This is a genomic window from Streptomyces shaanxiensis (assembly GCF_039537145.1).
Taxonomy (GTDB): Bacteria; Actinomycetota; Actinomycetes; order Streptomycetales; family Streptomycetaceae; genus Streptomyces; species Streptomyces shaanxiensis.
This window is the reverse complement of record NZ_BAAAZY010000010.1, coordinates 483,184-504,983: the sequence shown is the minus strand read 5'-3', so window position 1 is coordinate 504,983 and position 21,800 is coordinate 483,184. Positions and strand designations below refer to the sequence as shown.

At 70.8% G+C, this 21,800-nt stretch carries 19 protein-coding genes; 8 read left to right on the top strand and 11 right to left on the bottom strand.

The window, feature by feature from the left end; genetic code table 11:
- Window positions 1-17 precede the first annotated feature (17 nt).
- The 4 genes from ABD932_RS16290 to ABD932_RS16275 form a co-directional block, all read right to left on the bottom strand.
- Entirely contained in the window at window positions 18-1,442 is a 1,425-nt protein-coding gene (locus ABD932_RS16290; RefSeq protein WP_345013202.1) for an FAD/NAD(P)-dependent oxidoreductase, read from the bottom strand.
- Window positions 1,435-1,737, bottom strand: coding sequence for a (2Fe-2S)-binding protein (locus tag ABD932_RS16285; protein WP_345013200.1), 303 nt, complete (start codon window positions 1,735-1,737; stop codon window positions 1,435-1,437). The genes ABD932_RS16290 and ABD932_RS16285 overlap by 8 nt, the downstream gene beginning before the upstream one ends.
- Entirely contained in the window at window positions 1,734-2,885 is a 1,152-nt protein-coding gene (locus ABD932_RS16280) for an NAD(P)/FAD-dependent oxidoreductase (RefSeq protein ID WP_345013198.1), read from the bottom strand. The genes ABD932_RS16285 and ABD932_RS16280 overlap by 4 nt, the downstream gene beginning before the upstream one ends.
- Window positions 2,886-3,011: 126 nt before the next feature.
- Window positions 3,012-3,674, bottom strand: a complete 663-nt coding sequence (locus ABD932_RS16275; protein ID WP_345013196.1) for an MmyB family transcriptional regulator — start codon at window positions 3,672-3,674, stop codon at window positions 3,012-3,014.
- Window positions 3,675-3,897: 223 nt separating this feature from the next.
- Here ABD932_RS16275 and ABD932_RS16270 point away from each other — a divergent pair, with 223 nt between their 5' ends.
- Both ABD932_RS16270 and ABD932_RS16265 read left to right on the top strand, forming a co-directional pair.
- Entirely contained in the window at window positions 3,898-4,548 is a 651-nt protein-coding gene (locus tag ABD932_RS16270; RefSeq protein ID WP_345013194.1) for a helix-turn-helix domain-containing protein, read from the top strand.
- A 39-nt stretch (window positions 4,549-4,587) separates the two neighbouring features.
- The gene (locus ABD932_RS16265) at window positions 4,588-5,112 is read left to right on the top strand and encodes a toxin-antitoxin system, toxin component (protein WP_345014428.1); all 525 of its coding nucleotides are present in this window, start codon (window positions 4,588-4,590) and stop codon (window positions 5,110-5,112) included.
- Between the two features lie 34 nt (window positions 5,113-5,146).
- Here the strand turns inward: ABD932_RS16265 and ABD932_RS16260 are convergent, their stop codons facing one another.
- Complete coding sequence (locus ABD932_RS16260) at window positions 5,147-6,190, bottom strand: alpha/beta fold hydrolase (protein ID WP_345013192.1); 1,044 nt, start codon at window positions 6,188-6,190, stop codon at window positions 5,147-5,149.
- Between the two features lie 263 nt (window positions 6,191-6,453).
- On the opposite strand from ABD932_RS16260, the gene ABD932_RS16255 reads away from it, so the two are divergent.
- Window positions 6,454-6,684 carry a hypothetical protein gene (locus ABD932_RS16255; protein WP_126396598.1) on the top strand — a complete coding sequence of 77 codons (231 nt, stop codon included), beginning with the start codon at window positions 6,454-6,456 and terminating at the stop codon, window positions 6,682-6,684.
- A 78-nt stretch (window positions 6,685-6,762) separates the two neighbouring features.
- Here the strand turns inward: ABD932_RS16255 and ABD932_RS16250 are convergent, their stop codons facing one another.
- Together ABD932_RS16250 and ABD932_RS16245 are read right to left on the bottom strand one after the other, a co-directional pair.
- A complete protein-coding gene (locus ABD932_RS16250) occupies window positions 6,763-7,443 on the bottom strand; it encodes a 4'-phosphopantetheinyl transferase family protein (protein ID WP_345013189.1) in 681 nt (226 codons plus the stop codon).
- Window positions 7,440-8,300, bottom strand: coding sequence for a metallophosphoesterase family protein (locus ABD932_RS16245; RefSeq protein ID WP_345013187.1), 861 nt, complete (start codon window positions 8,298-8,300; stop codon window positions 7,440-7,442). Before ABD932_RS16245 ends, ABD932_RS16250 begins: the two co-directional genes overlap by 4 nt.
- 260 nt (window positions 8,301-8,560) lie before the next feature.
- Between ABD932_RS16245 and ABD932_RS16240 the strand changes: the two genes are divergently transcribed.
- Window positions 8,561-9,688: an ATP-grasp domain-containing protein gene (locus ABD932_RS16240; RefSeq protein WP_345013185.1), complete on the top strand. Its 1,128-nt coding sequence runs from the start codon at window positions 8,561-8,563 to the stop codon at window positions 9,686-9,688.
- 217 nt (window positions 9,689-9,905) lie between these two features.
- Window positions 9,906-11,591 (top strand): carbohydrate binding domain-containing protein, encoded by a 1,686-nt coding sequence (locus ABD932_RS16235; protein WP_345013183.1) that lies wholly within the window; start codon window positions 9,906-9,908, stop codon window positions 11,589-11,591.
- A gap of 240 nt (window positions 11,592-11,831) precedes the next feature.
- Here ABD932_RS16235 and ABD932_RS16230 read toward each other — a convergent pair whose 3' ends face one another.
- The 4 genes from ABD932_RS16230 to ABD932_RS16215 are packed head-to-tail and all read right to left on the bottom strand — an operon-like array spanning window position 11,832 to window position 18,292.
- Window positions 11,832-13,082: an alpha-L-fucosidase gene (locus ABD932_RS16230; protein WP_345013181.1), complete on the bottom strand. Its 1,251-nt coding sequence runs from the start codon at window positions 13,080-13,082 to the stop codon at window positions 11,832-11,834.
- 3 nt (window positions 13,083-13,085) lie between these two features.
- On the bottom strand, window positions 13,086-16,142 hold the full coding sequence (locus ABD932_RS16225) for an alpha-mannosidase (protein WP_345013179.1): 3,057 nt from the start codon (window positions 16,140-16,142) through the stop codon (window positions 13,086-13,088).
- A 48-nt stretch (window positions 16,143-16,190) separates the two neighbouring features.
- Complete coding sequence (locus tag ABD932_RS16220) at window positions 16,191-17,531, bottom strand: 6-phospho-beta-glucosidase (protein ID WP_345013177.1); 1,341 nt, start codon at window positions 17,529-17,531, stop codon at window positions 16,191-16,193.
- A complete protein-coding gene (locus ABD932_RS16215; RefSeq protein ID WP_250086546.1) occupies window positions 17,528-18,292 on the bottom strand; it encodes a DeoR/GlpR family DNA-binding transcription regulator in 765 nt (254 codons plus the stop codon). Before ABD932_RS16215 ends, ABD932_RS16220 begins: the two co-directional genes overlap by 4 nt.
- A 151-nt stretch (window positions 18,293-18,443) precedes the next feature.
- On the opposite strand from ABD932_RS16215, the gene ABD932_RS16210 reads away from it, so the two are divergent.
- The 3 genes from ABD932_RS16210 (at window position 18,444) to ABD932_RS16200 (ending at window position 21,791) form a co-directional block, all read left to right on the top strand.
- Window positions 18,444-19,463 (top strand): carbohydrate kinase family protein, encoded by a 1,020-nt coding sequence (locus tag ABD932_RS16210; protein ID WP_345013175.1) that lies wholly within the window; start codon window positions 18,444-18,446, stop codon window positions 19,461-19,463.
- Window positions 19,464-19,554: 91 nt separating this feature from the next.
- Window positions 19,555-20,841, top strand: a complete 1,287-nt coding sequence (locus tag ABD932_RS16205; RefSeq protein WP_345014425.1) for an extracellular solute-binding protein — start codon at window positions 19,555-19,557, stop codon at window positions 20,839-20,841.
- Window positions 20,841-21,791 (top strand): carbohydrate ABC transporter permease, encoded by a 951-nt coding sequence (locus ABD932_RS16200; protein ID WP_345013173.1) that lies wholly within the window; start codon window positions 20,841-20,843, stop codon window positions 21,789-21,791. The genes ABD932_RS16205 and ABD932_RS16200 overlap by 1 nt, the downstream gene beginning before the upstream one ends.
- Window positions 21,792-21,800: the final 9 nt, after the last annotated feature.

The window sequence follows — 21,800 nt, the reverse complement described above, 5'->3', positions numbered from 1 at the left end:
CAATAGCGTGTGACATTTTACTGATGGTCGGTCTCTCCGGCACGCGCCAGAACCCCGAGCGGCACCGGGCGGGCGAACGGCCGCCGGGACGGCGTGAGTTCACATCCGGCGAGCCCCGCCACCGCGGGCCCGCACATCCGCCCCTGGCACCAGCCCATCCCGGCCCGCGTCAGCAGCTTCACGGTCCGCGGATCACCGGCACCGAGTTCCGCCACGGCCTCCCGGATCGCCCCGCCGGTGACCTCCTCGCAGCGGCACACGACGGTGTCGTCGGTGACCTGCTCGGTCCAGTGGGCGGGCGGGGCGTACACGGAGTCGAGCGCGGCGGAGAACGCGCGCAGCCGGGTACGGACCCGGGCGGCCGCCGCCCATGTGCCCGGGTCGGGTTCGGTGCCGCACAGGCGGGCCGCGGCCGAGCGTCCGGCGATGTGGCCCTCGGCGAGCGAGAGGGCCGAGCCGCCGATGCCCGTGGTCTCTCCGGCGGCCCAGACGCCGGGCACGTCGGTGCGCTGCTCGTCGTCGACGTGCACTCCGGGGCCGTCGAGCCGGCAGCCCAGCGTGTCGGCGAGGTCGGTGTGCGGGAGCATGCCGTGGCCCACGGCGAGGGTGTCGCAGGGGATACGGCGCTCGCTGCCGGGCCTGACCCGCCCGCCGGCGTCGAGCGCGGCGACGGTCACGGCCTCCAGCCGCTCGGTGCCGTGCGCCTCGACGATCGTGTGCCGGGCGAGGAGTCGCGCCCGGTGGCGCAGCAACCGAGCCGCGTACCCGGCGCCCTCGGCGACCTTGCCGGGCTGCGCCGCCAGCGCACGGGACTGCCGCACGAACGCCTTGGGGCCGGCGGACTCGACGAGTGCGGCGATGTCGACCCCGGCCGCGGCGAGTCCGGTCGCCACGGGGAGCAGCAGCGGCCCGGTCCCGGCGACCACGGCGGTGCGGCCGGAGACCGCGAGGGCACCCTTGAGCATGGCCTGGGCGCCGCCCGCGCTGACGACACCGGGGAGGGTCCAGCCGGGAAAGGGCAGCACCTTCTCGTAACCGCCGGTGGCCAGGAGCACTGCGTCGGCACGCACTTCGGCCGGGTCCTCCTGCTCGGGGCCGAGCAGCGCGTGGACGGTGAAGCCCCGTTCCGGCTCGGCACGGCGCTCGACGCACCAGACATGATGCTCCGTCAAATGCCGTACGGAGCCTGCTCGGACGTACCGGTCGAGGCCGTCGCTGAGCCGTTCCCACGTGCGCCACTGGTGGTGCAGGGCCTGCGGCCGACGGGCCCGCAGCCCGGCAGCGGGCCGACGATAGAACTGCCCGCCCGCCTCCCCCGCCGAATCGACCAGCGTGACCCGCACGCCGTGCGCCGCAGCGGCCACGGTCGCCGCCAGCCCCGCCGGACCCGCACCGACCACGACGAGGTGCGGGAGCGGCCCGCTGCGGTTCGGGTCAGTCATCGTGACCCGTTCCCTCCTGGGTGCGGATGGCGTCGCCGGGGTGCAACGGCACAAGGCAGGCCCGCTGGTTCGGGCGGTCGTTGACGGTCACGAGGCAGTCGAAGCAGATGCCGATTCCGCAGAAGACGCCACGCGGCCGGCCCTGGCCCCGGGTGCTGCGCCACGACGTGACACCGGCCGCCCAGAGCGCGGCGGCGACGGTCTGGCCGGGCAGCGCCTCGATCTCGCGGTCGTCCAGGGTGACCGTGAACGCCGGGCCCGGCTGGGCGTCGGCAAGTTCCAGAGGGGTTCTCACAGGGCCTCCGCGGCGAAACGGTCGGGGCGGAACGGGGTCAGGTCCAGGTCGGGGGTCTTCGCGGTCAGCGTCTGGGCGATCAAGTGGGCGGTTCCGGTGGCGAGTCCGATGCCCGCGCCCTCGTGACCGCAGGCGTGGTACAGGCCGGGGACACGGGGGTCGGGTCCGACGGCGGGCAGGTGGTCGGGCAGGTACGGGCGGAAACCGAGGTAGGAGCGCATCGCGCGCACCCGCTCCAGGAACGGGAACAGCCGGGTCGCCCCCGCGGCCAGCGCCCGCACGACCGGCAGCGAGAACGTCCGGTCGAAGCCGACCCGTTCCCGGCTCGCCCCGATGAGGATCGGCCCCGCGGCCGTGCCCTCGACGACCGGTGAGATCTGCAGCGCGGCCGAGTCGCTGGCCACGTCGGCCACGTAGTCGGCGGCGTACACCTTGTGGCGGACCCGGCGCGGGAGGGGTTCGGTGACGAGGACGAAGCCGCGCCGGGGGAGGACGGGGAGCCGGACGCCCGCGAGTGCGGCGAGCTCACCGCCCCAGGTGCCGGCCGCGTTGATGACGGCCGGGGCATGGATGTCGCCCTTGTCCGTACGGACCCCGCGCACGGCGCCGTCCGGCGCGCGCACCACGTCGGTCACCGTGTGACCGGTGAGCAGGCGGCCGCCGGATGCGCGGAGCAGGTGGGCGGCGGCCAGAGCGGGCATGACCTGGGCGTCCTGGGGGTAGTGGACGGCGCCGGGCAGGCCGGGGGCCAGGTGGGGTTCGAGGTCGTGGAGCCCGTCACCCGCTACCGGTTCGGCGACGACCCCGGCGGCGCGCTGTCCTTCGGCGAAGCGCTCCAGCGCCGCGAGCCCGTCGGGCGAGGAGGCCACGACCACTCCCCCCTTGGCCTCGTACTCCACGGCCTCCCCGAACTCCTGCGCCAGCTCCCCCCACAGCCGACCGGACAGCAGCGCGAGGTCCAGCTCGGGCCCCGGCTCCTTGTCGGAGACGAGGAGGTTGCCCTCCCCGGCCCCGGTGGTGCCGCCGGCCACCGGGCCACGGTCCACGAGGATCACGTCGAGGCCCGCGCGGCCCGCGTAAAGGGCGCACGCCGCGCCCACCATTCCGGCGCCGACGACCACGACATCGCAGGTCAGTCGCTTGCTCACATCAGTACTATGTCACATGTCGCTGGCGCTGGGAATGACGCCGTTACGGGGAAATGCGGGAGAGGACAAGGAATCCACCGCACTGACGGGGCGCCGTCGGCGACCTGAACGCCGACGGTGCCCCGTTCAGTCCTCGGTGGTGGGCACGACTCTCAGATGGCTCGCGGTGCGGCGCACCCCACGATCCCTGGGCCGGTCACGGCGCACCTCGCGGAGCACCAGGGTCAGCCGGGTGTAGCCCATCTCCTGAAGGGTCCTGGGCGTCTCCTCGACGACCCGGCACTCGGTCGCGCCCCAGCGCGGATCGGGGTGCAGCAAGGGCCGTACGGCGCCGTCCTGCACGACGGCCCGCTCGCCGACCGCGCGGATCCAGTGCGGCAGGCCCTGCCGGTAGGCGGCCTCCATGATCGGGTCCTGGGCGATCTCCCGGCGGATGGCCTGCAAGCCATGGTCATGGCCGTTGCGCTCCACGGCGGCCGCGAAGTGGGCCAGCATCGGCAGGCACCAGCTGGACTCGTGCTCGCCGAGGACCGTGCTCGCGTCCGGGTGGAAGAGGACGAACCTGAGGAAGTTGTCGTCGGGCATGGCGGTCGCGTGCGGGCCCACCGCGCGGAAAAGTGACGCGAAAGCGGCGTTCGCGAGGACGACGTCCCAGCGGTGATCGAGGATGACGGACGGGAAGGGCACGGCCTCCAGGAGAGTGCCGTAGTCCCGCAGATACGCCTGGGCCTCGCAGCTCTCGGGGACGGGCCGCGGCACGAACCGCTGCCCACCTGCCTGATATGCCATCGGGAGGTCACCCCTCTTGCCTATGCGGCCTTCACGCGGCGCCTTGATCCTGCTGCCCGGGTCGGAGCCGTGTCAACTATCGTGGCATTCCATGCCTGTTGACGGCTGAAATTGGACACAGTTGTGGCGAGACCTGGATGTGAGTTCGAACCAGCGGGTAATCTCCGTCCAGTTCACGGCAACCGCTTGTGAGAAGCCTGTGAGAGACGTAGGAGATCTGTCGGTGACGGATGGCATCGAGGGTCCGGGCGCCACGCCGACGGCTGCGCTGCCGGCCGTCGTCGCTCGTGTCACCGCGCTCGCCGACCGGCTCGGCGTGCCGCACGCGGAGGTCTTCGACACCGGCCGCCTGTCCGTTGCCTCCGGGGTCCCGGTGCCCGTGGTCAAGGCCCTGCTGAGCGGCCGCCCGGCGGGCGAGCCGGACATCCAGGCCCGCTTCCTCCAGCGCCTGGACCTGCTGCGCCGCACCCGGCTCAAGCCGAACGGCCGCAAGTACACCCAGCAGGAGATCGCCGACGGCGCGGGCATGTCACGCCAGCAGGCGGGCGCGCTCATCAACGGCGACCGGCGCCCCACCATGGAGCACTGCGACGCCATCCAGCGTTTCTTCCGCGTACACGCCGGATTCCTCACGGCCGAGGACCCCGAGGCACTCGCGGGCGCCCTCCAGCGCACGGAGCAGGATCTGCTGCAGAAGCTGGCCGAGCGCGAGGCGGCGCAGACCGTCGAAGATCCGCTGGAGAAGCTCCTGCAGGACCACGGCGTGCGCGGCATCGCCTGGCGAGCCGCCCAACTGCCCACCGACCAGCACCGCGACAAGGTCGCCGAGTGGCTGGACATGCTCCTGGAGAGCGTCAAGCGGCCCGAGTCGTGATGCGGGGAGAACGGGAGACCTGTGGGCATCGGTAGGGAAATGCGCCGCCTGTGCGGCGAGTTGGTCGCGGAGCTGGCGCTTCCCGCGCCGGCGGCGCCCGAGAAGCTGTACGGCGCCCTGTGCGACGCCATGAGCAGACGCCGCGGCCGTCCCGTCCTCTTCCGTACGTCCGCCTTCCCGCCCGGCACCGCGAGCGGGCTGTGGCTGGACATGCCCGACCAGGACCTCGTCGTCATCGAGGAACGCACCGCGCCCGACCACCAGTTGGTCATCCTCGGCCACGAGCTGTGGCACATGAAGGCCGGCCACTGCAGCCACAGCATCGATGGCGCCACCGTGGCGGCCCGCCTCCTCGACGACCGGGCCGACCTGCGCTCGACGGTCCTGAAGGTCGCCGCCCGCAGCCACTTCGACCAGGCCGAGGAGAAGGAGGCCGAGACCTTCGGCCTGTTACTGGCCAGCAAGTGCCGCACGTGGCTGGCGGTTTCGTCGGCACGGGGACAGCGGGACCATTTGGCGGGGCGGATCGAGGCGTCACTGGGTTATCTCGGGCCACAGGGCTGATCTCGGGCACGACGAGTCCCGTACGCACCTCGGATCACGTCGCGCTGCGTTCGCTCGCCTCCCGCAGATCCCGTTCCACCGCACGGGAGCGGGCCGTGTCCGGCTGCCCCACCGCGGTGCCCGGCCGCCCCGCCCGCAACAGCTCACGCCAGCTCTCGCGGCTCCAGTCGGCGGGCGCGGTGGTGGCCGTGAACTCCTCGACCAGGGCGACGAACCGGGCCGGGTCGGTGTGGAACGGAAAGTGGCCGGCCCCCTCGAAGATCTCCAGCCGGCTGCCGGGCATCGCCTCGTGCGCACCGTAGGCGTGCCGCACCGGCACCACGCTGTCCCGGTCGCCCCACAGCAGCATGGTCGGCATGCCCTCGGTCAGATAGCAGCGGTCCAGCATGGTGACCACCTGCCCGCGCCAGTCGACGACCGCCCGCAGGGTGCGGATGAAGGCGTTGCGCGAGGTCTCGTCGGGCAGCGCGTCGACGAGGGTGAGCAGTTCCGGCGCGTCCTGGCCGAGATCGGTGTCCAGGAGCCTCATCAGCCGCACCGCGAGCCCTACTTGGAGCCGCATGCCGGGCAGCCGGAGTGTCGACAGCATGAGATGGGCGCCCGGCAGCGAGACCAGCCGCAGCACCGGGTTGACCTCGCGGCCCACCCCGCCCGCGCTGACCAGGATGAGCCGTTCGGTGCGCTCGGGGAACTGGTAGGCGAACTGCATCGCCACTCCCCCGCCCAGCGAGTGCCCGACGAGAGTCGCCGACTCGATGCCGAGCGTGGTGAGCAGATCGCGCACGCCGTTCGCGTATGCGGCCACCGAGTAGTCGGCGCGCGGCTTGTCCGAGTCGCCGTGGCCGAGCAGGTCGGGGGCGATGACGGTGTGCGTGCGGGCGAGGTCGGGGATCAGCTCGGCCCAGGTGTCGGAGGAGTCGCCTATGCCGTGGATCAGCACCAGCGCCGGTCCTTCGCCGGCCATCCGGAACGCACGCCGGTAGCCGTGCACGACCCGGTACTGCAGCTCGAGTTCTCCGTCGCCCACCGGGCGCAGCCGTACGGCGCGCGCCGGGCGCGATCCCGGGACGTCGACCACGTCACTCGCTCCCGTTCCTCTTCCCGTAACTGTTCCCGTGCCTGTTCCCGTGCCTGTTCCCTGGCCGCGAGAGCGCGGCCGAAAGCCCTTCCCTCCAGCGTAGGACGGCTTTCCCACACGGGATTTCGGGGAGGTTTCGCCTCCGCTAAGCGGGCGAACGGAGGTGTGGCCGGGCCCGATTGTCAGTGGTGGGCGGCAAGCTGGTGGTACGCCCTCATATGCGGGGCATGACGCGACGACGCCGACTTGGGGAGAGCCGACCGATGCCCACCGCCGTACTGACCGACCGCGAGCGCACCGCCGTCCAGGCCTATCTGCGGCTGTTGCACACCGTACGAGCCGCGTTCGACGGTCCCCCCGGCTCGCGCCGGCCACCCCTCGTCCCGCCCTCCGTCCTCGCCGAGGCGGAACAGGCCCTGGCGGACGCGGGACTGAGCGGCAACGAGGAGGAGTTCTTCCGGCTGCTGCAGAGCTGGTGCCCCGCGGAACCGTAGCTGACCGGGAGCGGACCGCAGGGCGCCTGCACCGGGCGCCCACCGCGGGCTCAGGTGTGCGGCATGCTCACGACGGACTCAGGTGTGCGGCACGCTCACCGCTGTCGCCACCAGGCCTCGTCGGACCGTCCACCGGCCCTCGAAGAGGTCCACCTGGTGGTCGCCCACCCACGGGCCCGGGACGAGGAGCCGGGCCCGGAAGCCACCACCGAACGGCTCACCGGGGTCGGTGAAGAACTCGATGTCGGCCTCGGTGAAGTCCAGCCACTTTCCGGTGAGGGGGAACCACGCCTTGTAGACGGACTCCTTGGCGCTGAACAGGAGCCGGTCCCAGTGGATGCCGGGGTGCTCGCCGGCCAGACGGCGCAGCCGGTCCGCCTCGGCGGGCAGGGCGACGGCCGACAGGACGCCCTCCGGGAGCGTCTGATGGGGCTCGGCATCGATGCCGAGGGAGGCCAGGTCGGCGGCGCGGACCAGGGCGGCGGCGTGGTAGCCCTCGCAGTGCGTCATGCTGCCGGCCAGGCCGGCCGGCCAGCCCGGGGCGCCGCGCTCGCCGGGCAGGATCGGCTGCGGCGGCACGCCGAGCTTCTCCATGGCGCGGCGGGCGCAGGAGCGCACGACGGCGAACTCCCGGCGGCGCTTGCCGACCGCCCGGGCCACGACCGCCTCCTCCTCGGGGTAGAGGGCCGTGTTCGGGGGCTCTTCGTCGCCGTACGCCTCGACGGTGACGACCGCGTCCGGCAGCAGTTCCTCGATCAACGGGTCCCGTCCTCCCTGGGCAGAATCCGGCGCAGCCGCCCCGGTGGATCCGATCGCTTCCGCCACTCCCGGGGGTACCCCACGGACACTTCCTCGAAGCGGACGCCCTCGTGCCAGGTGGTGCGCGGGATGTGGAGGTGGCCGTAGACCATGGTCTCCACGCGGAACCTGCGGTGCCAGTCCGCGGTCAGCCGGGTGCCGCACCACATGGCGAACTCGGGGTACCACAGGACGTCCATGGGGTGGCGGTCCAGCGGGTAGTGGTTGACGAGGACGGTGGGCAGATCCTCGGGCAGTGCGGCGAGCCGGCGCTCGGTCTCGGCGACCCGGGCCTCGCACCAGGCCTCCCGGGACGGGTACGGGTCCGGGTGCAGCAGGAACTCGTCGTTGCAGACGATCCCGGTCCCGTGCGCGTACCGCAGCCCTTCCTCCTTGGTGGTGCAGCCGGAGGGCAGGAAGGAGTAGTCGTACAGCAGGAACAGCGGGGCCACGGCCACCGGGCCGCCGGGGCCGTCCCAGATCGGGTAGGGGTCCTCGGGGGTGATCACGCCGAGTTCCCGGCACAGGTCGACCAGGTGCTCGTAGCGGGCGACGCCGCGCAGGGTGACGGAGTCCTTGGGGTGGGTCCACAGTTCGTGGTTGCCCGGCGCCCAGACGACCTTGCGAAAGCGCCCGGCGAGTGTTTCGAGGGCCCAGCGGATGTCCGCCACGGTCTCGGCCACGTCACCGGCGACGAGCAGCCAGTCGTCGTCGGAGCCGGGGCGCATCTTCTCGACCAGGGCGCGGTTCTCCTCGTAGCCGATGTGCAGGTCACTGATGGCCAGCAACTGTCCGCCACCGCCGACCGTCGACGTCACCCCGCGCCCCTTTCGATCACCCGAATGACTCCACGAGACCATATGGTGCCGCGCGAGGACAAGGCGGGATCACGTCGACATGATCGCGAAATCCGTAACACGTACGTTGCACGCGGCACCCTTTGAAAGCCGTATGATCGCCCCAACACCACCGCCTTGAACGTCCCTTCGCACGGGGCGATTTTGGTGTCCCTCCAAACACCCTGCCCGGGCACGGGCCTGCTTCGCCCTGCCCGCGAACCCCGAAAGGACGGCCCTGCATGGTCTCTCGCGTACGCGTCTGGCTCAACCGCACGTACGCGGAGAACGTGTTCTTCATGGATCAGCTGCGGAGAAATCCCAGCGATCGGGCCGTCGAGATCCATGCGACGCACGGGGACGCCGACTCGCCGGTGCTGGCCGCCGCCGACACCGCCGATCTCGAGCCGGAGGGCCTGTCCCCGGCCGGGTATGTCGAGTACGCGCTCGCCCAGTGCCGGCGCCGTGGCATCGACGTCTTCGTGCCGCGCATGCACCAGTCGGCGATCGTCGCGCACCGCGCGGAGTTCGAGGCGGTCGGCACTGCGCTGCTGGCGCCGCCGCCGGAGGCCGTGGCGGTCTTCCACGACAAGGTGATCGCGTACGAGGCCGTGCAGGCGATCGGGGTGCCGGTGCCGCCGTGGTGGCGGGTGCGCACCGCCGACGAACTCGAGGTCGCCGTCGAGGAGTTGGAGGCGGGCGGGCACAAGGCCTGCTTCAAGCCGGCGTCCGGTGCGGGCGGGGTGGGCTTCCGGGTCATCACGCGCTCCCCCTTCTCGCTCATGCACCTCAACGGGTTCCCCACGCCGTACGTCCAGCTGGATCTGGTGCTGGACGCGTTGCGGCGGGCCGACGAGCCCGTGGACTGGCTGGTCATGCCGCGCCTTGAGCAGCCCGAGGTGTCGGTGGACTGCCTCACCGGGCCGGACAACCGGGTGCGGCTGGCGATCGGCCGCAGCAAGAACGGCCGCCGTCGTGGGTTCACCTTGCAGGAGCAGTGGCTGGAGCCGGCGCGGCGGATCGCCGAGGGGTTCGGGCTGCACTACCTGTCCAACATCCAGTTCCGGATGTTCGGGGAGACGCCGGTGCTGATGGATGTCAACACGCGGCCGGCGGGTGGGTTGCACCAACTGTCGTTGTGCGGGGTCAACGTGCCTTGGCTGGCCGTTCAGTTGGCGCTCGGGGAGGATCCGGGGGAGGTTGCGCCGCCGTTCCTCGGGCAGGACTACACGGTGGTTTCGGGGCCGCGGCAGGTGAGGCCGGTGTCCATTCCGCAGCAGCGGGCGGAGGATGCGGAGCCGTTGCTGCCGGCGATGCCGGCGCCGGTTGACTCCGTCAAGAGTGGGGCGGCTCAGGTTCTGCCGATCTAGGCCGTCTGCCGGGTGCGGGTTGTGTGTGGTCGGTCGCGCCCACGCGGCGGAGCCGCATATCGACACAGCCCCGCGCCCCTGAGGGCGTCACCTCATCCTCGGTATGGACCAATCCCGGCGTCGGAGCTTGACAGCGGGGTTGGTCCATACCAATTTGGTTTGCGCACCTCTGCATCTCGTGCACTCCCGAACACCCCACATTCCCCAGGGAGATCGCGTGCGCAACCAACCCCTCAGACGTCTCAGACGGCGTCTTCTCGCCCTGCTCGGCTCCGCCGCACTCGCCGTCGCCGGAGCCGTCGCGCTTCCCGGTACGGCCCAGGCGGCCAACATCCTCACCAACGCCGGCTTCGAATCCGGTTCCCTCTCCCCCTGGTCCTGCACCGGCAACCTCGGCTCGGTCGTCTCCTCTCCCGTGCACGACGGCTCCAAAGCCCTTGCGGGGGCGGTCAGTTCGAGTGACATCGCCAAGTGCGGCCAGACCGTCTCGGTCCAGCCGAACACGGCGTACACACTCAGCGGCTGGGTGCGCGGGTCCTACGTCTATCTCGGTGTGGACGGCGGTGCCTCGACGTGGACGACGTCCCCGTCGGCGTACAGCCAACTGTCCGTCTCCTTCACGACCGGCGCTTCGCAGACCAGCGCCACCGTCTATGTCCACGGCTGGTACGCCCAGGGCACCTACCACGCCGACGACATCAGCCTCGACGGGCCCGGTGGCGGTGGATCGGACAGTCAGGCGCCGAGCGTGCCGGGCAGCCTGCGGTCCACCGGCAAGACGTCGTCGAGCGTGTCGCTGGCGTGGAACGCCTCGACCGACAACGTCGGGGTGACGGCGTACGACATCTACCGGGGTTCGAGCCAGGTGCTCAGTGTCTCCGGTACCACCGCCACGGTCAGCGGGCTCTCTCCGAGCACAAGTCACACCTTCACGGTGAAGGCCCGGGACGCGGCCGGGAACGTGTCCGCGGCCTCCAACGCCGTCACCGTCACGACGGACCCCGGCGGCGGTGGCGGTACCGGCTTCAAGCAGGCCGCGCCCTATCTGTACCTGGGCTGGGGTGACCCGCCGAGCGCCACGTCGGTGATGAGCTCGACCGGCATCAAGTGGTACACGATGGCGTTCATCCTGTCCTCCGGCGGTTGCAACCCCGCCTGGGACGGGCAGCGTGCGCTGACCGGCGGCAACGACCAGAGCGTCATCAACTCCATCCGCTCCGCGGGCGGTGACATCGTGCCGTCGATCGGCGGGTGGAGCGGTAACAAGCTCGGGCCGAACTGCTCGTCGGCGGAGGCGCTGGCGGGTGCGTACCAGAAGGTCATCGACGCGTACGGGCTGAAGGCGATCGACGTCGACATCGAGAACACCGACGAGTTCGAGAACGCGACCGTGCAGGACCGGATCCTGAACGCCCTGAAGATCGTCAAGGCGAACAACCCGGGGCTGCGGACGATCATCACCTTCGGTACCTCGACGACGGGCCCGACCTACTGGGGCAACCGGCTCATCGAGCAGGCCAAGGCGCTGAACGCGGACATCGACGTCTTCACGATCATGCCGTTCGACTTCGGCGGCGGCGCCGACATGTACGGCAACACCGTGAACGCCACGGAGGGGCTGAAGAACAAGCTGAAGTCCACCTTCGGGTGGGACGACGCCACGGCCTACGCCCGCATCGGCATCTCCGGCATGAACGGCCTGTCCGACCAGCAGGAGCTCACCTCGCCCGCGACCTGGACCCAGATCCGCGACTGGGCGAACTCCCACCACATCGCCCGTCTCGCCTTCTGGTCGGTCAACCGCGACCGGCCGTGCCCGGGCGGCGGCGTGACGAGCAACTGTTCCGGGATCAGCCAGAGCAACTGGCAGTTCACGTCCATCACGGCCGGGTTCACCGGCTGAGGCCGCGATCACCCACGCCCGGAGAAACTTTCTTTTCGGGAGGGTGTATCAGGGCGCCGACCGCGCGCTCATAGAAGTGAAAGGCAACGGGGGAACGCACCACAACGGGGGAACAACGGGGTACGGGGGAACGCACCACCACGGGGGAAGCAGGGAAAGCACGGGGGATTCGGGCCGGCCGACCGCTGTCACGGGGGCGGCGGCCGACCGGTCCGAGTTGATCCTCGGGGCCTGAAGGGGTCAGAAGCGGCCCGAGCCCCGGTACAGCTCCAGCTCACCGTCCAACTCCACGGCCAGCACCGTGGCATGCGGGTCGAGGTCCGCCGCGGCGGGCGGTTCGATCCAGAGGACACCCGGCGTCTCGTGCAGACCGCCGGTGATGCGGTGGGCGAGTTCCGTGCCGCTGCCGAGCACCGTGACCCGGCGTATCGAGCCGAGCAGTCCGCGTACGTTGATCTCTGCACGCGGGGCGTCGAAGAGGATCAGGTACAGGGTGCGGCGGTCCTTGGAGAGGGTGCTCGGACCGTAGTGGTGCCCGGCCGGGAGGCCGCGCTCGGTGCCGTACACCGCCTCCGCGTGCTTCGCGATCCAGTCGCCGAGCCCCTCCAGGCGCTCGACGTGCTCCTGCGGGATCGTGCCGTCCTCCCTCGGGCCGACACTGAGCAGCAGGTTGCCCCCTCCCCCGATCGTCTCCGTGAAGTAGCGGACCAGCTGGTCGACCGACTTGTGGTTGTGGTCGTGGTGCTGGTGGCCCCAGGAGTCGTTGAGGGTCAGGCAGAGTTCCCAGGGGCCCTCCGGCGGAACGACCGGGGCGCCCTGTTCCGGCGTCGCGTAGTCGCCCTCGCTCAGCATGCGGGCGTTGAAGACGACGTCCGGTACCTCGGAGCGGATGAGCGCGGCGAGTTCGGGGATGCGCCACTGCTCCGCGCTGCGGTCCCACTCGCCGTCGAACCACAGCAGGTCCGGCTTGTAGCGGGAGGTGAGTTCGCGGATCTGGCCGTCCCGGTAGGCGAGGAAGCGTTCCCAGGCGTCCAGGTCCTCGAATTCCGCGGCGACTTCGGAGTACCGGTTGTCCTCCAGCTCCGGCGGGCGGCCCGGCTTGCGCGTGGAGGCGTAGTCGGGGTGGCTCCAGTCCGAGTGCGAGTAGTACAGGCCGACCTTGAGGCCCTGCTCGCGCAGGGCGTCCGCGTAGCCGCCGATCAGGTCCCGGCCCACGTTCAGATCGCCGTGGGCCGTGTCCCAGAGGGCCACGCCGTCGTGGTGGCGGCTGGTCAGGACGGCGTACCGGGCGCCGGCCCGCGCGAAGAGCTTCGCCCAGTCGCGCGGGTCGTAGCGGGAGGCGGTGAAGCGGTCGAACTGGGACATGTACCGGTCGTAGGGGACGATGTCGTCGTAGAACGACCAGGACTCCTGTACGCCGTCGACGGCGTAGATGCCCCAGTGGATGAAGATCCCCAACTTGGCGTCGGTGAACCAGGGTTGCATCGGCACGGTTCAGTTCCCCTCGGCGCGCTTCAGGCGGAGCGTGAGGACCTGGAACGGGCGCAGAGCGACGGCCACCCCGCCGTCGGCGGTGATGTCCGCGTCCTCCTCCAGCGGGCGTTCCAGCAGGTCGGTCACCTGGGCGCCCGCGAGCGGGAAGCCGGTGCGGACGACGCCGGTCGCCCGGCCGCCGCGGGACTCGTAGAGGCGTACGACGACGTCGCCGGACCGGTCGTCGGCCAGCTTGACCGCCTCGACGGTCACCCCGTCGCCGTCCACGGAGACGACCGGCTCGGGCGCGCCCGCCGCGTCCGCCACCCGCAGGGGGAGGTTGAGGGAGTAGCCCTCGGCGACGGCGTCCTCGATGCTCGCGCCGGGGAGCAGCGAGTAGGTGAAGCGATGCCTGCCCTGGTCGGCCTCGGGGTCCGGGACGCGCGGGGCGCGGACCAGGCTGAGGCTGACCCTGGTCGTCGTACCGCCGTCCTCGCGGACCGTGCGGGAGACGTCGTGGCCGTACGTCGAGTCGTTGATGACGGCGACGCCGTAGCCGGGCTCGGCGATGTGCACCCAGCGGTGGCCGGAGACCTCGAAGCGGGCCGCCTCCCAGCTGGTGTTGGTGTGGGTGGGGCGCTGGATGTGGCCGAACTGGATCTCGGCGGAGGAGTGCGGGGCGCGGATGTCCACGGGGAAGCCGACCTTGAGGATCTTCTCGGCCTCGTGCCAGTCGATCTCGGTCTCGAAGTCGATGCGGGGGCTGCCCGCCCGGACCGTGATCGTCTGGGTGAGCTTCGAGCCCTTGCCGAAAGCGCGCTCGACCCGGATCGCGCCGACCAGCGGGTCCGCCTCGACCACGGTGACCGACTCGGCCTCCAGCAGATCGGTGAAGCGGTTCTTGTAGTGCTTGTCGATGTCCCAGGCGTCCCAGTAGTTGGGCAGGTCGGTGTGCAGGCGGAGCAGGTTGCCCTTCTCCGCCAGGACTTCCCGGCCGGCCCGCAGGTCCCGTACGGAGGCCAGCGTGCCGTCCTCCGCCACCTCGATGCGGATCAGGCCGTTGTCGAGGACACGGCCGGAGACCGAGACCGGGTGCGCGGGCTCGGCGGCGTCGAGGGGCGCGCTGCCGCTCGCGGGCACCTTCACGTACGCCGGTGCGCCCTCGGCCGTACGAACCACCTCGGCACGCTCGAACGGGCTCGTGTTGAAGACCCGGGCGTCGCCACCGCCGAGCGCAGCGACCGCCTCCGCCGTCAGGGCCTCCAACTCCTCGGCCACCCTGGCGTATTCGGCCTCCGCCTCCCGGTGCACCCAGGCGATGGACGAGCCGGGCAGGATGTCGTGGAACTGGTGGAGGAGGACGGTCTTCCAGAGGCGGTCGAGCTTCTCGTACGGGTACGCGTAGCCCGGCGCGTGCAGTGCCGCGGTCGTCGCCCACAACTCGGCCTCGCGGAGCCGGTGTTCGCTGCGGCGGTTGCCCTGCTTGGTGCGGGCCTGGGAGGTGTACGTCGCCCGGTGGAGCTCCAGGTACAGCTCACCGACCCACACCGGGGCGTCGGGGTACTCCTCGCGGGCCTGGGCGAAGAATTCGTCCGGGTGCTCGATTACGACCTTGGGCGAGCCCTCCAGGTCGGCCAGCCGGCGCGCCCGCTCCATGATCTCGCGGGTGGGGCCGCCACCGCCGTCGCCCCAGCCGAAGGGGGCGAGGGAACGCGTGCCGCCGCCCTTCTCCGAGTAGTTGCGGACGGCGCGGTCCATCTCCTCGCCGCTGAAGCGGGCGTTGTAGGTGTCGACCGGCGGGAAGTGCGTGAAGATGCGGGTGCCGTCGATGCCCTCCCACCAGAAGGTGTGGTGGGGGAACTTGTTGGTCTGGTTCCAGGAGATCTTCTGGGTGAGGAACCACTCGTTGCCGGCGAGCTTGGCGAGCTGGGGGTAGGCGGCGGTGTAGCCGAAGGAGTCCGGCAGCCAGACGCCCTTGGTCTCGACGCCGAAGTGCTCGATGAAGAACCGCTTGCCGTGGATGAGCTGGCGGGCGATGGCCTCGCCGCCGGGCAGGTTGCCGTCGGCCTCGACCCACATGCCGCCGACCGGCGCCCACTGGCCCTTCTTCACGGACTCCTGGATGCGGGCCCAGACGTGGGGGTAGTTGTCGCGCACCCATTCGTACTGCTGGGCCTGCGAGCAGGCGAAGATGAAGTCGTCGTACTCGTCGGCGAGCGAGGTGACGTTGGAGAAGGTGCGGGACGTCTTGCGCTTGGTCTCGCGGATGGGCCACAGCCACGCCGAGTCGATGTGGGCGTGGCCGACCCCGGAGATGGTGTGCGCGCTGGCGTGGGCGGGGCGGGCCAGGACGGGGGCGAGGATCTCGCGGACGGCGGTGGCGCTGCCGGAGATGTCGTCCAGGTCCAGGGCGTCCATGGCCCGGTCGAGGGCGTGCATGATCTCGTGGCGGCGGGGCTCGTGCTCGCCGAGGTGGACCATGAGCTCGCGCAGCACCTGGAGGTCCAGGTCGAGGTGCCAGACCTCCTCGTCCAGGACGGCGATGTCGGCGCGCTGGAAGGTGTAGAGGGGCTTGTCGCCCGCGGTGCGGATGTCGCCGAGCAGGGTGGGGGCCGCGAAGTCGTTGGCCAGGATGTCGGGGTTGGAGGCGGCCTCGACCAGGTAGTCGATCTCCTCGCCGCCCGAGACGGGGTTGCCGATCGGCACGTACTGGTTGAGCGGGTTGACCGCCTTCAGGGGCCGGCCGTCGGACAGGTGGACCAGGGCCTCGGCCTGGTTGCCGGGCCAGTCGCCGACGAAGCCGAGGTCGATGACCGCCTCGACGCGGCGTCCGGCCCATTCGGCGGGCACCCGGCCGCGCATGCGGAACCAGGTGGTGCCCCAGGGCGGGCCCCACGGGGTGTCCATCGCGAAGGGCTCGTACCGGGCGGCCGCGGCCTCCTCGAAGGAGACGGGCTCCCCCGGTGCCTGCCAGGCCTCGACCTCGAAGGGGACGGTGGCCGCATAGATCGCGGGCTTGATGCGCTGGTTGTGGAGGCGCTCGACGCGCTCTTCGATGCGGCGGCGTTCGTCGTGCATGAGGGGTCTCCAGAGAGGCTGGCGGGAAAGCGCTTTCCGTCAGGGGGCTTACTTAAGGTACGCGAGACCGGGGTGAACGTCGGTGTAGCCGTCGACGAGGCGACGGGCCACGTTCACGGAGTCGACCAGCGGGTGCAGCGCGAAGGCCTTCACCGCCGTCGTACGGGCGCCGGACTCCGCGGCGGCGAGCACCTCGCGCTCGACGGCCTTGACCGCGCAGACCAGCCCGGTGGCGTGGTCGGGCAGCGGGGCGACCGCGACCGGGTGGGCGCCGTTGGCGTCGACCAGGCAGGGGACCTCGATGACGGCGTCGGTGTCGAGGACGGACAGGGTGGCCTGGTTGCGGACGTTGAGGATCAGGGTCGTGCGCTCGTCGCGGGCGATGGCCCGCATCAGGGCGAGCGCCACCTTCTCGTAGCCGCCGGACAGGTCGTCGGCGTCACGCTCGCCGGCGCCGGCCGTCTCCCGGTTCTCGGACATGTAGGTGGCCTCGCGCTCGGCGCGGGTGCGGTCCCAGACCTCCAGGGCGGAGGCGTCCGGGTCGCGCATCTGCTCGTAGAAGCCGGCCTGCTGGTCGCGCAGGAACGCGCCGCGGGTCTTCTCCGCCTGCTGGTAGGCGCGGACGGCTTCCCGGTTGAAGTAGTAGTAGTGCAGGTACTCGTTCGGGATCGCGCCGAGGGAGCGGAGCCAGTCGACGCCGAAGAGCTTGCCCTCCTCGAAGGAGCCGAGCAGGTCGGGGTCGGCGAGCAGGCGCGGGAGTTCGTCGCGGCCGGCGACGCGCAGGCCGCGCACCCAGCCGAGGTGGTTGAGGCCGACGTAGTCGATCCACGCCTCGCCGGGGTTCTTCACACCGAGCACGCGGGCGATACGGCGGCCGAGGCCGACCGGCGAGTCGCAGATGCCGATGACGCGGTCGCCGAGGTGACGGGACATGGCCTCGGTGACCAGGCCGGCGGGGTTGGTGAAGTTGATGACCCAGGCGTCCGGCGCGAGGCGGGCGACGCGCTGGGCGATGTCGACGGCGACCGGGACCGTGCGCAGGCCGTAGGCGATGCCGCCCGCGCCGACCGTCTCCTGACCGAGGACGCCCTCGGCGAGCGCGACCCGCTCGTCGTTCGCCCTGCCCTCCAGGCCGCCGACGCGGATCGCCGAGAACACGAAGTCGGCGCCGCGCAGGGCCTCGTCCAGGTCGGTGGTGGCGGTCACCTCGGGGGCGTCGGGGATCCCGGCCGCCTGCTCGGCGAGCACCCGGGTCACGGCGTTCAGGCGGCCGGCGTCCAGGTCGTGCAGCACGACGTGGGTGACCCGGCCCTCGGCGCGGTCGCCCAGGAGCGCCCCGTACACGAGCGGCACGCGGAATCCGCCGCCGCCCAGAATCGTCAGCTTCACGTCTGCACCTTTCCCGCCACGACGACCTCGACGCCCGCCTCCTCCAGGGAAGCCCGCGTCGCCGTGTCGACCGGCGCGTTCGTCACCACCACGTCCAGATCCTCGGGACCGCACACCTTCGCCATCCCGTGCCCGGGGAACTTCGCCGAGTCGGCGAGCAGGACGACCTTGTCGCCGGCCTTGATCATGGCCCGCTTGACCGGCACCTCGACGACCGTGGTGTCCATGACCTGCCCGCCGGGCCGCACCCCGCTGGTGCCGAGGAACAGCCAGTCGGCGTGCAGCTGGCGCAGATTGTCCTCGGTGAGGAAGCCGACCAGGGAGCGGTACTCCCGGCGGAGCATGCCGCCGAGCAGCACCAGCTCGATGCCCTCGTCGTCGGCGAGCTCCTCGTAGACCACCAGGTTGCTGGTGATCACGGTGAGCCGGCGGCCGTGCAGCTGGCGGGCCAGCCGGAAGGCGGTGGTGCCGATGTCGAGCAGCACCGACTGACCGTCTTCGATCATCGCGGCCGCACGCGCGGCTATGGCGTCCTTCTCGGACACGCGCACCTCGGCGACCTCGGCGAAGGGCTGGTCGCCCTCGTCCGCGACCGCGCCGCCGTGGACCCGGGTGAGCAGGCCGTCCTCCTCGAGTTTGACCAGGTCACGCCTGATCGTGGCGGGGCTCACACCCAGCTGTTCGGAGAGATCGGTCACGGCCGCGGGGCCACCGGCGCGCAGGGCCCGCAGGATGAGTTGGTGTCGTCGTTCCGCTAGCACGCCGTGAACACTACTCGTCATCTTCAATCATCGCCATGCTCATTTCTGCTCGGGTATTGACCAATCTCTCCGAGCGGCGCACGATTCCGGTCACCGAATTGAAGAGTTTTGACGAGCTCTGCTGAGCGGTCCCGAACGAGAGGACGCAACCGTGGACGACGACCGGCCCGATGTGCTGCTGACCGGGCTGCTCTTCTACGACCTCGTCCTGACGGGGCTCGGGAAGCCGCCGACACCGGGCGAGGAGATCTGGACGGGCGGCATGGGCTGCGGCCCGGGCGGCATCGCCAACCTGGCGGTGGCCGCCGCCCGCTTCGGCCTCAGGACCTCGCTGGCCACGGTGTTCGGCGACGACCTCTACGGCGAGTACTGCCGGGACATCCTGTGCGACCAGGAGGGCATCGACCTCTCGCTGTCCCGCACCGCGGACGGCTGGCCCACCCCGGTCACCGTCTCGCTCGCCCACGGCCACGACCGGGCTCTCGTCACCCACGGCCAGGAACCCCCGTACTCGCAGGACGCGCTGATGGGCGACCCGCCCGAGGCGCGCACCGCCCTCGTGCACATCGAGGCCGAACCCCGCGAGTGGCTGGCCAAGGCCGCCGCGAGCGGCACGCACATCTACGCCGACGTCGGCTGGGACCCCACCCAGCAGTGGTCCACCGACCTCCTCGACCAGCTCCGCCTGTGCCATGCCTTCCTCCCGAACGAGACCGAGGCGATGGCGTACACCCGCACCGACAGCGCGGTCGCAGCCCTCTGGACGCTCAGCGAGCTCGTGCCGGTGGCCGTGGTGACGCGCGGCGGTGACGGTGCGGTCGCCGTGGACCAGGTGACCGGCGAGTACGCGGAGGTGCCCGCCCTGGACGTCGACGTCCTCGACGCCACCGGCGCCGGCGACGTGTTCGGGGCGAGCTTCGTCGCGGCCTCGCTGGGCGGCTGGTCCCTGGAGGAACGGCTCAGGTTCGCCGTCCTGTCCGCCGGGCTGTCCGTCCAGCGGCACTCCGGCGCCCTGGCCGCCCCCGGCTGGTACGGCGTCGACCGCTGGTGGCGCTCGTTGACCGACCCCGAGCTGAAACGGACGTACGGCTTCCTCGCGGACCGGCTCCCGGCGGATCCCGGTCCCCCGGTCGCGTACGCCCCGGTGACCCCTCCCGCACGGCAGAACTGACTTCCCCACCCCACGTGCCCCACACACGTGCGCCCCCCACATGCCCCTCTTCATGCGAAGTCCCGAAAAGATCCGAAAGGCGGTGGGAGCTGTGCGGCTCTCACGAAGAGGCCTGCTGCGCGCGGGCCTGGCCGGTACGGCCGCCACGGCGCTCGGCGGCCTGGCGTCCGGCTGTGCCGTTCCGACCGGCTCGACCGGCCGGAACATGGTCCTTTGGTACTGGAGCGGCGGCCTGAGCGACACCGTCGTCAAGAACGCCAAGGCCCGCTACGACAGCTCGGTGGACCTCCAGCCCATCCAGATCGGCGGCCAGTACCGCTCCAAGCTCATCACCACCATCACCGGCCGGGCCCACATCCCCGACATCGCGGGGCTCAAGGGCGAGGACATGGCCGCCTACCTGCCGAACGCGGACCAGTTCATCGATCTGCGGACGCTGGGCGCCCAGAAGTACAAGGACCGGTACCTGTCCTGGAAGTGGGACCAGGGCATCGCCGACGACGGCACGATGGTCGGGTTCCCGATCGACTGCGGGCCGGTCGCGCACTTCTACCAGTACGACGTGTTCCGCAAGGCGGGACTGCCGTACGAGCCCGCCGACGTGTCGAAGGAGCTGAACACCTGGGAAGCGTTCTTCGACGCGGGCGTGCAGCTGGGCAAGCGCGTCCCGGGGGCCAGGCTGCTCACCGACGTCAACTCCGTCTTCGACAACGTGGTGAACCAGGGCAGCAAGCGGTACGTCGACAAGGACCGTCACTTCATCGGTGACGAGCAGCATGTGCGCGACGCCTGGGCGCTGGCCGTCGAGGCCAAGCGGCGGGGGATCGTCTCGGACCTGGTCAGCGGTACCCCGGACCAGCTGTCGGCCATCCAGGACGGCAAGCTGCCGAGCCAACTGGGCGCCTCCTGGGCCAGCTTCGACATCAAGAACGGCGTGCCGAAGACCAAGGGCAGGTGGCGGGTCGCCGACATGCCGGTGCGGCCCGCCAACAACGGCGGCTCGTTCCTGTCGATCACCAAGGCGTGCCGGGAGCCCGAGCAGGCCTTCGAGATCATCACCTGGATGCTCGACGCGGCCAACCAGGCGCAGGGTTACGTCGACGCGGGCCTCTTCCCCTCCACGCCCGCCTCGTACGACCTGAAGCAGATGCAGGAGCCGGACGAGTTCTTCGGCGGCCAGGTCACCACCGACGTCTTCGGACCCGCCGCGCAGAAGATCGTGGTCGCCTACAACAGCCCGTACGACATCGCGCTCGGGCAGCCCATCAAGGACGAGATCAAGAACGTCGGCGTCCTCGGCAAGGACCCGAAGAAGGCCTGGAGTGACGCCATGAGCAAGTGCCGTCGCATCGCGCAGCACCTGGGGGTGAGCTACTGATGGCCGTCCTCGAGCAGACCCCGCCCGCTGTCGCGCAGCCCTCTCCCTCACAGCCGAAGAAGGGCTTCCGCAAGTACTGGCACCTCTACGCCGCCATCTCGCCCTTCTACCTGATCTTCCTCGGCTTCGGCCTCTTCCCGGTCGGCTTCTCGCTCTACCTGTCCTTCCACCGCTGGGACGGCCTCGGCTCGATGGAGTGGGCCGGGCTCTCGCAGTACCAGTACCTGCTGAGCGACAGCGACTTCTGGAACTCGATCGGCAACACGGTCGTCATCTGGGCGCTGGCCACCTTCCCCATGATCTTCCTGGCGATGGTCACGGCCGTGATGCTCAACTCCGCGGTCCGGTTCAAGGGCCTGTACCGCGTCGCGTACTTCCTGCCGAACGTCACCTCGGTCGTCGCGATCGCGATCGTCTTCGGCTCGATCTTCTCCACGAACGCCGGCATGGTGAACGCCGTCCTGAACGCGGTGGGGATCGATCAGGTGGCGTGGCTGAACACGCCGTGGGGCATCAAGGTCACCATCGCGGCGCTGATGACCTGGCAGTGGACCGGCTACAACGCCATCATCTTCCTCGCCGGGCTCCAGACCATCCCGAGCGACCTGTACGAGGCGGCGCGCATGGACGGCGCCGGTCCCGTCCAGACCTTCTTCCGGATCACGCTGCCCCTGCTGCGGCCCACGCTGCTCTTCGTGCTCGTCGTCTCGACGGTCACCGGCCTGCAGAGCTTCTCCGAACCACAGGTCCTGCTCCAGACCTCGTCCAACGACTCGACGTTCGCGGGCGGTCCGGGCCACTCGGGCCAGACCATGGTCCTCTACTTCTTCCAGCAGACCTTCGACAACAACGACTTCGGGTACGGAGCCGCGGTGGCGTGGGGCATCTTCCTCGTCGTCGTGCTCTTCTCGGTCATCAACTGGCGCCTCGTGCAGCGCCGGGGCGAGTAGGAAGGGCCC